Origin of the sequence: Bacillus sp. FSL W8-0770 (genome assembly GCF_038008705.1) — a bacterium.
In the GTDB taxonomy this organism is placed as follows: Bacteria; Bacillota; Bacilli; order Bacillales; family Bacillaceae_G; genus Bacillus_A; species Bacillus_A cereus.
The window spans coordinates 1,738,630-1,750,836 of record NZ_JBBOZR010000001.1 but is presented as its reverse complement, the minus strand read 5'-3'; the positions used below and the strand labels follow the sequence as shown (position 1 = coordinate 1,750,836).

Here is a 12,207-nt window from a genome sequence, read left to right as displayed (position 1 = left end):
GCTATCCATAGGATAACTGCTTCCTATTATTCTGGCTTATTAGGAATATTTTGGTTTGGAACATAGTCAGATTTATAATCTGTATAGTTCACTTCCGTTACCATCCCTGCTGAAGCATGATGTAGGTCGTGACAGTGGAACATCCACTCACCGGGATTGTCTGCTACAAAGGCTACTTCATATTCTTCTCCTGGTTTTAAGTTCAATGTATCTTTTACAATTGGAGAACCTTCTATCGGTTTTCCATCTTTACTCAACACCTGAAAGAAGTGCCCATGTAAATGCATTGGGTGATCATCCATTTTAGAACGATTTACCAACTTCACTTTTACTAAATCACCCTTTTTTACTTGAATTGGGTCAATATCCGGAAATACCTTTCCGTTAATTGTATATACCATTTCATTTTCATTCATTTGCGTATTTAAGTCCATATTATATGTGGCAGTATACTCTTGATTTAACGTGAAACTACCTAATTTTTTAACACCATATTTCGTCATATCTAATTTCGCTAATTTTCCCTTTTCATCTGCTTTATCTTTCATCTCTTTGCTGCCATCATACTCAATAACAGCTTTCATTCCTTTTGCACCTTTATTTTTTGAATGGTCCTCAACATACCATTTCCCAGTTTTATTAGCAGTAAATTCAATATCATAACGTTCACCCGGTGCGATTGAAATTACTTTATCCTTTATAACTTTTGGATTGTTTATTGGTTGACCATCTGTCGCAATTACTTTTATATCATGACCGTGAACATGTATATCATGTGATAGATAACCAGCATTAACAAGTCGAAGACGAACTTTATCTCCCTTATTCACTTTCAATGGCACTACTAAATCACCGCTTTTTCCATTGATTGTGAATAAATCATACATACTCATATCATGACCTTCCATCTTCATATTTCCATGGTCCATTCCTGCCATATTGCCAGAGTCTTTTTGATCACTGCCCATGTCCATACCAGAATGATCCATGCCGTTCTTATCATCATTCTTTTTCGTATTTTCATCACCTTTAGATTTATTACCTATTTGCCCTTTTGTCATTTCTTTTAACTGCTTTTTAATTTCTTCTTTATCTGTAACCCATTCATCCAACAGTAATGTGTAATCTTTATGATATTTTTCCTTTGTATCCTCTACAATGAGCGCTCCATACAAACCTCTATCTAATTGATTTACAGAATCTTGATGCGAATGATACCAGTACGTTCCTGGTACGTTCGCTTCAAATTCGTAAGTGAAACTTTTTCCTGGTTCAACTGCATCTTGTGTCACGCCCGGAATTCCATCCATGTTATTTGGGACAGGATATCCATGCCAATGAATAGATACTGGTGCAGATAATTCATTTTTTAATGTCACTTTCACCTTTTCACCTTTTTTCACCCGAATTTCTGGACCAGGAGATGAGCCATTAAATGTCCAGACTGGAACAATAACACCGTTACTTAATTTTTGCTTTTCTTCTTTCGCTATTAAAGTAACTTCTGGCCCTTTTTCAACCTTCAATGGTGTTGTAGCTGTTTCAGTCTGTAGTGTTTTGTTATCATTCATATTTTTATGATCATTTGTTGTATTTGTCGTCACAGAACAGGCAGCAATTAAAAATATTACAGAGACAGTAACGGCTGCTAATACAACTCGCTTCATGGACAATCCCTCCTTATTCTTTTTCAAAATCATTATAGAAGTTGATTTTCAAGAAAATAAGGAGATGTAATTAGATCTTACGTAAGCTAATTGGAAAATTACTAAAAGCGGAGACATTACAAGAGACGAATATTTTAGTAATACAAAATGCTTTCCTTGTAGCGACTATATTAGCCGTTCTCGTATTTGTTTTGACGTTATTTCTTAAGAAACAATAACACTGCTATTATTAAATAAGAAAAATGTAGCTAAAATGCTCTTCACAAAAGAACTTAGATTTCTGTATAATAAGAACTAATGTTCCTCACAGACAATGGACTCAAATTACACAAATATATCAAATAGAAGAGGATTGATATACGATGAAAATTGATAGACCAAAAATTTCACCAGAGTTATCTTCAAAGAATTTTCAAGATATTTTTTATGAAGAAGATCCAACATTGGAAGTGTGTGAAATTATAGACTCCACTTTCGAAAATGAATCTGTAGATAGAGTGCGGTTATATGATGCGGTGATAAAAAACTGTAAGTTTACTAATACAGACTTTAGCAATATTGATATTACAGATGTTTGTTTTGAAAACTGTGATTTATCAAATGTTAATTTAAGCAATTCTTCTGTTCACAGAGTCGAATTTAAAAACAGTAAATTAATCGGAGTAAATTTCACAGGATCTAGCTTAGGAAATGTTAAATTTGAGAATTCAATTTTGAATTTAGCGGCATTTGGAAATTCTAAACTAGAAAAAATCATCTTCAATGAAACTTCATTAAATAATGCAGATTTTTTTGACTGTAAACTTAAAAAAGTTGAATTCCAATTATGTAGTCTTGATGAAGCTAATTTTGATCAGACATCACTGAAGGGGATAGATATTAGTTCTTCTACCTTTGATACACTTACAGTTTCAGTGAACGATTTAAGAGGATGTAAAGTATCGACATATCAAGCTGTTCAGTTTGCTACTTTATTAGGATTAATAATTAAAGATTAGTATTTCGAAGAAAAGAACCCTATCCCGAATCATGGATTTTTTAATTGTCCACGATTCGAGATAAAGTTCAAATAAATTAGTGATGACTCTTTTATTATTTTACTACAGCTTGGTTTCCTTTTACATGTTCATTATTTACACTCATAAATTCTTCAATTTCTTCAACTTCCCTAATGATATCTTTTGACAAGTTTTCATACCCGTCTTTCGTTACAAGAATGTCATCTTCAATACGAATTCCAATTGATTCTCCTTCAATATAAAGACCAGGTTCAATTGTTATAACCATACCTTCTTCTAACACTCTATCTTTATATGTTCCTACATCATGTGTATCTAAACCAAGGAAATGGCTGACACCATGATAATAGTATTTTGATAACTCTTCATCTTCTTGAATTAAACCAATTGCTTTACACTCTTCTGCCAGTACCTTTTTTGTATGCTCATTTAATGCAGCGAACTTTAATCCTGGCTTAATAATGTCTGTTGTTTCTTTTAATGTTTTTAATACAATATTATAAATTTGTTTTTGGCGACTAGAGAATGTTCCATTTGCCGGGAATGTATAACTAATATCAGCGTTATAGTAGTCTTTTTGAGCACCTAAATCTAGTAATACTAAGTCACCATTTTGAATTTGTGCATCATTATCTTCATAATGAAGAACTGTAGCATTTTTCCCACTCGCCAAAATTGTATTGAACGCATGGTACTTAATGCCAGATGACTTCAGTGTAAAATCAAATTGTGCTTCTAATTCATACTCCATCATGCCTGCTTTTGCATGCTTAAGTACGTTGTAAATACCGTCTTTCGTTATAGCAATCGCTTCTTTAATAATTTCAATTTCTTCCTCTGTTTTAAATACTCGTAATTCACAAATGTTCGGATATACATTACCAATTGTTACGTGTGGGTATTTTTCTCTTACATGTTTAGCAAATGCTAATGTTTTTGTCTCCGTACCATTCCAATCACGACGTTCTATATCTAAATATAGATGCTTCGCATTTTCTGTAAAAAGTATATTTGACATCGTCTTTTCAAAGCTATCTAAATATACAACTTTCTTTATACCTGAAATTTTCTCTGCTTCTTCGTTAGAAACTGTTTTACCGACCCATTTTTCCATTACTGGATCTGACTTTTCAATGAAAAGTGTTTCTTCAACACTACTTCCAACCTTTTTCAGCATAAAAATAACATTTGGTTCATCGATTCCCGTTAAGTAGTAAAAATTACGATTCGGTACAAATTTATAATGTGCATCAGCTGACATATGCGGTGCTTGTCCCGCAAATAAAATCGTAATAGACCCCTCTGGTAATGTGTTTGCTAATCGTTCTCTATTTTGAGCAAAAAATGTTGATTTCATAATAATCCCCCTAGCGTTTTATGTATAATTGTGAAACTAATTATTCAATACACTTCATTCTATTATTGTTATAATTTTTCGTCAATTTTTAACTAAATTTTAGATAGTATTGACACAGGCAACTAAACAAGTTACAATAACTATAAATTAGTAAGTTACTAATTTAAATTTAAATAAGAGGTGAACAAAATGCAAAACATTTTATTCCGTATTAACGAATTGTCAAAAAAAGAAAAAGCGAATGGATTAACAGTTAATGAAAAACAAGAACAACAAATGTTGCGCCAAAACTATACACAAACATTTCGTGGAAGCTTAGATTCCATTTTATTAAACACAAAAATTGTTGATCAAAATGGTCTTAACGTTACACCTGCTGCATTACAAGATGCTCAAATACGTTTAAAATTAAGCAAATGAGTTCCGAGCTAAAGAATTCTAATAAAACATAAAAAGAGCTGGATTTCCTATATAGAAATTCCAGCTCTTTTTATTGTCTTTTTTAATTTAGTAAACGAGCGATACATTGCAATTCTCCACGACACAATCATCGCAAATGCAAGTAAGAAAAACATGCCGCTTAACTCTGCCAAATCAATTGATTGGCTTAAATATGACTTTAATGCCACGCGTACAGCTAATAAGCCTACTAAAATAAATATGAATGCTTTTGACGGTTTCATAAATATATGTTCGCCTTTTATTTCGAACTTAGTTGTTTTAATAAGAAAAATAGAAAAGATAAGCCCTATACTAATTGCCTCAACTATTTCTAACGATGTTAATCGAAACTCTGGTAAAAAGTACATCGTTGCGCCTGTACTCATAAAAATTGGCGGCAATATAATTTTCTTTTTCGTTACCGGCTTTTTCGCTGCTTTAAAGCGCAGAAACATGACACCAACAGCCATACAAACCGCTAAAATACTTGATAAAAGTGCTATCATACTCTTCCCACTCCTATCTATTTAAAAGACTTTTTGAGCAAAATCATAAACCAAACGAGCCCGACACTTATAATAACATGACCTAATCCAGCCATATGGCTTAAACCGTAAAAGTCAGTTCCATTTACTTGTAGAAGACCTCTCCATAGCATTGTAGCAATAGTAAAGATTACTCCTACATTATAAACAACAAACCATGCACAAAAGCTCTTTGTTTCTTGTACATGAAACACTTTACATAAGGCTAAAGCAATTAAAAAGAATACAAAACCGAGCACTAATACATGTGTATGCACTAATTGCAACATTGTGGATCCTTTAATTCCTTGTGCTTTCGAATACTCTCTTGCAAATACACCTGATAATAAACCAATAATTAAGTAAATAAATGCCGCATTATATAATTTCTTCATTCTATTCCTCCTGTTGTAAACTTTCTATATTCGCTGCAATTATTTTAAGCAAAGTTTATGAACGGAGTATGAACAAAATATTACATTCAATTTTTGAAAATAAAAAAGCCATTCCACAAATAATAATTGTAGAATGGCTTTTCAATTTATTTTAAATCTTCTATTGAGAAAGCACCTGGCAGTAACTGCTCAACAGTCACTTCTTTTTCATCACCTTTTACATTCGTTAATAATACAGGCATTTTCGGATCACAGAATTCAGCAATTACTTGTCTACACGCACCACATGGTGAAATCGGTCCATCAGTTTCTCCTGTAATAACTAAGTAACTAAAATCGCGCTCACCTTCTGATACTGCTTTAAATATTGCTGTTCTTTCTGCACAGTTACATAAACCGTAAGAAGCATTTTCTATATTACAACCAGTATAGATTTTCCCTTCTTTCGTAACTAACGCTGCGCCAACAGGAAATTTAGAATACGGAATATACGCTTTCGATAACATCTTGTTTGCTTCTTCAATATATTTTTTCTTACCCATATTATTTCCCCCTCAAAGTAAACGAAATGATGATTAGTCAGTAATAACTGTATGAACTAATTTAGGAGCCACTGCTGTTTCAGCGATAGAGATGTTCTCATAAATTTTTGCTTTTACATCTTCTACATTTTCACGATTTGCGTAGATTGTTACGAATGGCTCGCCTTCTTTTACTGCATCGCCAACTTTTTTACGTAACATTAATCCTACTGCTAAATCGATTTCATCTTCCTTCGTTGCACGACCTGCACCAAGTAACATAGCTGCAATACCAATCTCATCTGCAACAATGTTAGAAATAACACCTGAAGTTTTTGCAGGTACATCAATTACATACTTCGCCTGTGGCATTTTTTCTGGATTGTCTACAATTGAGCTATCTCCGCCTTGATTGCTTAAGAACTCTTTAAACTTCTCAGTTGCTTTTCCGTTTTTCATCACTTCAATTAGCATTTCACGAGCTTCTTCTAACGTATTTGCTTTTTTCGCAAGTACGACCATTTGGCTACCTAATACAAGTACTAATTCTGTTAAATCTTCTGGACCTTCACCTTTTAACGTATCAATCGCTTCTTTTACTTCTAGAGCGTTACCAATCGCAAAACCAAGCGGTTGTGACATGTCTGAAATAACAGCCATAGTTTGACGTCCTACATTATTTCCGATACGTACCATTGCATGTGCTAATTCTTTTGCATCTTCTTCTGTTTTCATAAATGCACCAGCACCTGTTTTTACATCAAGTACGATTGCGTCAGCACCAGCTGCAATTTTTTTACTCATAATTGAACTTGCGATTAAAGGAATTGAGTTAACAGTTCCTGTTACGTCGCGCAATGCATAAATCTTTTTATCTGCAGGTGTTAAGTTTCCTGTTTGTCCAATAACAGCTACTTTGTCACGGTTTACAATATCAATAAATTGTTCTTTTGTAATTTCAACGTGGAATCCTTCTACCGCTTCTAATTTATCAATTGTTCCGCCTGTATGTCCTAAACCACGACCAGACATTTTTGCTACTGGTACATCTAAAGCAGCAACTAATGGTCCTAATACTAAAGTTGTGGTATCACCAACACCGCCAGTTGAATGTTTGTCTACTTTAATTCCTTCAATTGCTGATAAGTCGATCGTTTCACCAGACTCAACCATCGCCATCGTTAAATCTGCACGTTCGCGATCTGTCATATCTTTAAAGAAGATTGCCATTGCAAGCGCACTCACTTGATAATCAGGAATACTTCCGTCTGTATATCCATTAATAAAGAATTTGATTTCTTCAGTCGTTAATTCTTTGCCGTCACGTTTTTTTGCAATAATATCTACCATTCTCATTACAATCACCATTCCTTTTTATATTATACGAATCTATTAAAATAATAAGCCAACGATTGTTGCTGATAAGAAACTTACTAACGTTGCACCGAATAGTAATTTCAAACCAAATCTTGCCACTACATTCCCCTGCTTTTCATTTAAGCTTTTAACTGCCCCTGCAATAATTCCAATTGAAGAGAAGTTTGCAAATGAAACTAAGAATACAGATATAATCGCTGTCGTTCTATCTGAGAAATTAAAGTTTCCTTGTGCTAAATCTGTCATAGCGACAAATTCATTTGATACTAATTTTGTTGCCATAATATTTCCTGCATTAACTGCTTCATGCCAAGGCACACCCATAATAAATGCAAATGGTGCAAATACATAACCAAGGATTTCTTGGAATGAGATACCAATTACACCTTTAAATACTGCATTGATGAATGCGATAAGAGCAACGAAACCGACTAGCATAGCTGCTACTGTAATGGCAACTTTAAATCCGTCTATAATGTATTCACCTAATACTTCAAAGAAAGTCTTTTTCTCTTCTTCTTGCACTTCTAACATATCTTCTTCCTCAGTAACTTCATACGGGTTAATAATAGAAGCAATGATGAAGCCACCGAATAGGTTAAGCACTAAAGCGGTTACAACATATTGTGGTTTTAATAACACCATATATGATCCAACGATAGACATAGAAACTGTAGACATTGCAGATGCACATAATGTATACATTCTTTTCTCTGGCAATAACCCTAGTTGTTTCTTAACTGAAATAAACACTTCAGATTGTCCTAAAATCGCAGAAGCAACAGCATTATATGATTCTAGTTTCCCCATTCCATTTACTTTACTTAATGCTAAACCGATAGATTTCACAATAATAGGTAATACTTTAATGTGTTGTAATATACCTATTAGTGCCGAGATAAATACGATTGGCATTAATACACTTAAAAAGAACGAAAACTCTTTTTGATTTACTAGTCCACCAAATACAAAATTCACACCGTCAGCAGCATATTTTAATAACTCTCCAAAACCATCTGCTATTCCGCTAATTAATATATTCCCTACACTTGTATTTAATAATAAAAATCCCAAAATGAATTGTAATATAACCATCGTTATGATTGGGCGATATTTGACTTTTTTTCTATCATTACTAGCAAGCCAAGCGATACCTAAAATCAATACGAGGCCTAAAACACCGATTAAGTATTTCATAAGCCGTCTCCTCCCATTCGTATCCGCTTACATTTTTTTCAATTATTAAAGCAATAGATACACTTTACTTTGTGTATCTATCGCTTTTGACTTCATTAATGATTAGTAGTTATCTGTAGCACCTTTTGCATCATTTAATACGATTGCAACACTAGCACTTGCTCCAACGCGAGAAGCTCCAGCAGCTACCATTTTTTCTGCATCTTCACGTGTACGAACACCACCAGATGCTTTTACACCAACGTTTGGTCCTACTGTTTTACGCATTAATGCGATATCTTCAGCAGTTGCTCCGCCAGTTGAGAATCCAGTTGAAGTTTTTACGAAGTCAGCACCAGCTTTTACTGATAATTCACAAGCGCGTACTTTTTCTTCATCTGTTAATAGGCAAGTTTCAATGATTACTTTTACAAGAGCTTTTCCTTTTGCTGCTTGTACTACTTCATAAATATCTTTTTCAACAAGTTCGTTGTCGCCATCTTTTAAAGCGCCTACGTTGATTACCATATCAACTTCAGTTGCACCTTTTGCGATAGCATCTTTTGTTTCAAATGCTTTTGTTTCAGTAGTGCTTGCTCCTAATGGGAAACCGATTACAGTACAAACGTCTACATCATGTCCAGCTAGTTCATCAGCCGCTAATTTTACCCATGTTGGGTTAATACAAACAGAAGCGAATTTATATTCCTTTGCTTCTTCAATTACTTTCATAACATCTTCTTTAGTAGTATTAGCTTTTAAAATTGTATGGTCAATTAACTTTGCAATGTTCATTATCTTCACTCCTCATATCTTTTAACAACTTCATTCTAACTCTTAGTTGAACAAATGTAAATACACTTTTGAAATTTTGTTCATTATTTTTTAAAAGGAATTTTCTTGTAGTAAATAAAGCGCATTCTAACAAAGAACATTTCAAATATATAATCAAAATTTTTATGTTAACAATGGTAGTATGTATCTCCATATCCATAATTATTTTTAAAAAGGCAACTTGTGTTCAAAAAACTCCTATCATTCATACATAACAAAATAAAAGGCGTTCTCAAAATTAACATCTTGAGAACGCCTTTTATTTCTAATCTTTTTGATAATGTAACAATTCTTTTGCTGTATGCTGATCGATAATTAATACATTTGCATACCCGCCACGTAACGCACCATCAATTGCTTTGATTTTTCTATTACCACCTGCAACTAAAATAGAACGTTTCTTTAATTTCAGTTCTTCTAACTCAATTCCAATGGTCCGCTTATTAATTTCTTCACTACTAATATTTCCGTCCCCATCAAAGAATCGTGAACAAATGTCACCGACCGATTGTTTTTTGAGTAAACTCGTTTCACCCTTATCGAAATAACCTAATCGGAATAATAGCGCTTCGTCTCGCACTGTTCCTACAGTGAAAATTGCAATATTCGCTTGCTTCCCCATTTCGATAATATGATGAATATGTCGATCCTGCTCTACTAATTCTTTTGTCACTGCATTATCAAATATAACTGGAAGAGGTAGATTTCTTGGCGTCGTTTGAAAAGCATCTGCAAATAAAGCTATCGTTTCATTCGCATATGTATTTACACTTGAATGACTAATACCACCTTTTAGCTGGACAACCTCTACCCCTTTTACATGTTGCGGTACGATTTTTCTAGCGATTTCATACATCGTCATTCCCCAGCTTACACCAACAATATCACCGTTTTTAACTGTCTTTTCCATATACTCAGCTGCATATTTACTTATATACTCTGTAATCGTTGCATATTCCGGTACTGGAGAAAATACAACATGTGCCTCTAACAAGTTGTATTTTTCTTTCAGTAAATTCCCAACGTTATCTAAATCCGCAAATGGATCAGCGATGCTAATTTGAACAAACCCTTTTTCTTTCGCATACTTTAACAATCTAGAAATTGTTGGTCTTGAAATATTTAATTTGTTAGCAATTTCTTGCTGACTATAATCTGATTGATAATATAATCTTGCAACTTCAACGCTTAATTGTTGTTTATCTTTTTCCATAGTAACTCATTACAAATCCCTTCCTGTATTTCCCTTTCGTTACAAGCATTATACAGCTTTATGCAAAAAAATTCGACTACCGAATTTTATCTATCTGAACTTCTACTACACTTAATATATAATGAAAACTTATTGTGTAGATTTACAAACTCAATATAGATACGCTTGAAACATGTAAATCGATTAACATTTAATTCACATTTTTCTGTAGTAACGATAACAAAGCCGTTCAAGTTGTATATGAGGCTTAGGATATCAAAGACTATTTTTTCTCCTATCTATGGCATTTTCGCCCGTTTTTCTATAAGGGATTAAACTGATGAAGCAATAATTCGATTATCTAGAATACAAATGCTCTACAGAACAAAGAATATGGATTATGTATCCATGGAGATACAATCCCAATCTTCATTTTTATAATTGATTAGCCAAAACAAGCCTCTTCGTCTTTCAATAACAATACTTTCATGCATACCTGCAGTTGCTTCTCTCGCATTAATTCTATCATGTACACAAGCCCAATGAAGCCGATAAATAAGGTCGGCCTCGTCCAAAATTTCTTCTGCATTTCGCAATTTTGTTTTTTGATAAAATTCATTAAAAGAACTACAATCAGAAACAAGTTTAATTGCATAATGACAGTCACAGATTTCTCTTGGGAATTTCAGTGTATTCACGAGGCCTATTGACCAAAGCAAAACCCATTGGGCTTCATACTGCCATGCAATCTGTATCGCTTCTTTCTCATCAGGTTCCTCTGAATTTAGAAAATTCCTTTCCTGCATCGTTAATGATTCAACCACATCAAATTGATTCAGCAGCTCCATGACGAACTCTTTGGAAGTTTTCAAATCTCCTTCTTGGACAACATCACAAGCATATTGTATGACAATCAACAAAGCTACTGCTCTCTTCGTAATCTCTTCTCGGCTTCTTAACTGAATACTTGTCAAAGGAGGCAATCCTTCTATATATGGAATCCCTTTATCTTGCAGATAGCTTATCGATTTCTGTTTTCTTTTCTCCCCATCGGTAGAAGTACTATTCTGTCCCCTTATTTTGTTCGTACATGCTTGAGGAGTAAATTCTGAAGGACCAGAGGATCCATCCGGAAATACAATTACTTTTCCATCCTTCCCGATGAGAGTTCGATCAGGAATAAAACCAATACCGTTCACCTCATTAAGTAATTTAAGAAACAGCTCCACGTATTCATCACTATAATCCTTCTTCGTCTCTATAGCGATTATGGTATTAATTACAGAAATCTGTGCCAAAACCATCTTCTTAAGATGTTCTTCTTGAAATTCGATTTGATCGTACATGTGCATCATTCCAGGAATATTATTGAAAAAATAATCAGGAGATGATTCTTCAGAATCCACCCGAATAATAATTTTATTTTTGCCAAATAGTCTTTTCGATTGAATCGTATATTCATTTTTATTGCGTTCAACCTTAAACCCATTTTGAAAAACTTGAGTAATGAAACCTTCTATATCACTTGTATCATTCCTTGATGCAAATATCGTAAAAAATTTCAATTTTCCCCCTCCTCTAATTCTTATATTCTTCTTAGCTATAAACTTAGAAAAACAAAATAACATAAGTTTTTTAACATATGATACATAATTAGTATATTAAAACAGCTTTTTCATTATGGCTTGCTCTTCAACTAAAGTT

At 33.5% G+C, this 12,207-nt stretch carries 12 protein-coding genes; 2 read left to right on the top strand and 10 right to left on the bottom strand.

The genetic code is table 11. The annotated features are described in order from the left end of the window. Nucleotides 1-26 precede the first annotated feature (26 nt). Complete coding sequence (locus tag NST27_RS09170) at nt 27-1,667, bottom strand: multicopper oxidase family protein (RefSeq protein ID WP_047385933.1); 1,641 nt, start codon at nt 1,665-1,667, stop codon at nt 27-29. A gap of 362 nt (nt 1,668-2,029) precedes the next feature. Here NST27_RS09170 and NST27_RS09165 point away from each other — a divergent pair, with 362 nt between their 5' ends. After that, on the top strand, nt 2,030-2,665 hold the full coding sequence (locus NST27_RS09165) for a pentapeptide repeat-containing protein (protein ID WP_000687273.1): 636 nt from the start codon (nt 2,030-2,032) through the stop codon (nt 2,663-2,665). Between the two features lie 94 nt (nt 2,666-2,759). Here NST27_RS09165 and NST27_RS09160 read toward each other — a convergent pair whose 3' ends face one another. After that, nucleotides 2,760-4,043 (bottom strand): aminopeptidase P family protein, encoded by a 1,284-nt coding sequence (locus tag NST27_RS09160; protein WP_047385931.1) that lies wholly within the window; start codon nt 4,041-4,043, stop codon nt 2,760-2,762. Nucleotides 4,044-4,232: 189 nt separating this feature from the next. Between NST27_RS09160 and NST27_RS09155 the strand changes: the two genes are divergently transcribed. After that, on the top strand, nt 4,233-4,463 hold the full coding sequence (locus NST27_RS09155; RefSeq protein ID WP_047385929.1) for a DUF896 domain-containing protein: 231 nt from the start codon (nt 4,233-4,235) through the stop codon (nt 4,461-4,463). 47 nt (nt 4,464-4,510) lie between these two features. Here the strand turns inward: NST27_RS09155 and NST27_RS09150 are convergent, their stop codons facing one another. The 8 genes from NST27_RS09150 to NST27_RS09115 form a co-directional block, all read right to left on the bottom strand. Continuing rightward, the gene (locus tag NST27_RS09150) at nt 4,511-4,990 is read right to left on the bottom strand and encodes a CcdC family protein (protein WP_000561046.1); all 480 of its coding nucleotides are present in this window, start codon (nt 4,988-4,990) and stop codon (nt 4,511-4,513) included. A gap of 17 nt (nt 4,991-5,007) precedes the next feature. Continuing rightward, a complete protein-coding gene (locus tag NST27_RS09145) occupies nt 5,008-5,403 on the bottom strand; it encodes a DUF2871 domain-containing protein (protein WP_000737863.1) in 396 nt (131 codons plus the stop codon). A gap of 146 nt (nt 5,404-5,549) precedes the next feature. After that, entirely contained in the window at nt 5,550-5,945 is a 396-nt protein-coding gene (locus NST27_RS09140; RefSeq protein ID WP_000516778.1) for a cytidine deaminase, read from the bottom strand. Between the two features lie 33 nt (nt 5,946-5,978). After that, a complete protein-coding gene (locus NST27_RS09135; protein WP_001983022.1) occupies nt 5,979-7,280 on the bottom strand; it encodes a pyrimidine-nucleoside phosphorylase in 1,302 nt (433 codons plus the stop codon). 36 nt (nt 7,281-7,316) lie between these two features. Beyond that, complete coding sequence (locus NST27_RS09130; protein WP_000876192.1) at nt 7,317-8,498, bottom strand: NupC/NupG family nucleoside CNT transporter; 1,182 nt, start codon at nt 8,496-8,498, stop codon at nt 7,317-7,319. 102 nt (nt 8,499-8,600) lie between these two features. Continuing rightward, the gene (deoC, locus tag NST27_RS09125) at nt 8,601-9,272 is read right to left on the bottom strand and encodes a deoxyribose-phosphate aldolase (RefSeq protein ID WP_001017442.1); all 672 of its coding nucleotides are present in this window, start codon (nt 9,270-9,272) and stop codon (nt 8,601-8,603) included. A gap of 304 nt (nt 9,273-9,576) precedes the next feature. Further along, nucleotides 9,577-10,524: a sugar-binding transcriptional regulator gene (locus tag NST27_RS09120; RefSeq protein ID WP_000409785.1), complete on the bottom strand. Its 948-nt coding sequence runs from the start codon at nt 10,522-10,524 to the stop codon at nt 9,577-9,579. A 377-nt stretch (nt 10,525-10,901) separates the two neighbouring features. Then, nucleotides 10,902-12,068 carry a DUF4272 domain-containing protein gene (locus NST27_RS09115; protein WP_047385925.1) on the bottom strand — a complete coding sequence of 389 codons (1,167 nt, stop codon included), beginning with the start codon at nt 12,066-12,068 and terminating at the stop codon, nt 10,902-10,904. Between the last annotated feature and the right edge of the window lie 139 nt (nt 12,069-12,207).

Coding starts and splice junctions, on each gene's coding strand:
- NST27_RS09170 (WP_047385933.1), bottom strand. CDS start 1,667: ATGAAGCGAGTTGTATTAGCAGCCGTTACTGTCTCTGTAATATTTTTA.
- NST27_RS09165 (WP_000687273.1), top strand. CDS start 2,030: ATGAAAATTGATAGACCAAAAATTTCACCAGAGTTATCTTCAAAGAAT.
- NST27_RS09160 (WP_047385931.1), bottom strand. CDS start 4,043: ATGAAATCAACATTTTTTGCTCAAAATAGAGAACGATTAGCAAACACA.
- NST27_RS09155 (WP_047385929.1), top strand. CDS start 4,233: ATGCAAAACATTTTATTCCGTATTAACGAATTGTCAAAAAAAGAAAAA.
- NST27_RS09150 (WP_000561046.1), bottom strand. CDS start 4,990: ATGATAGCACTTTTATCAAGTATTTTAGCGGTTTGTATGGCTGTTGGT.
- NST27_RS09145 (WP_000737863.1), bottom strand. CDS start 5,403: ATGAAGAAATTATATAATGCGGCATTTATTTACTTAATTATTGGTTTA.
- NST27_RS09140 (WP_000516778.1), bottom strand. CDS start 5,945: ATGGGTAAGAAAAAATATATTGAAGAAGCAAACAAGATGTTATCGAAA.
- NST27_RS09135 (WP_001983022.1), bottom strand. CDS start 7,280: ATGAGAATGGTAGATATTATTGCAAAAAAACGTGACGGCAAAGAATTA.
- NST27_RS09130 (WP_000876192.1), bottom strand. CDS start 8,498: ATGAAATACTTAATCGGTGTTTTAGGCCTCGTATTGATTTTAGGTATC.
- deoC (WP_001017442.1), bottom strand. CDS start 9,272: ATGAACATTGCAAAGTTAATTGACCATACAATTTTAAAAGCTAATACT.
- NST27_RS09120 (WP_000409785.1), bottom strand. CDS start 10,524: ATGGAAAAAGATAAACAACAATTAAGCGTTGAAGTTGCAAGATTATAT.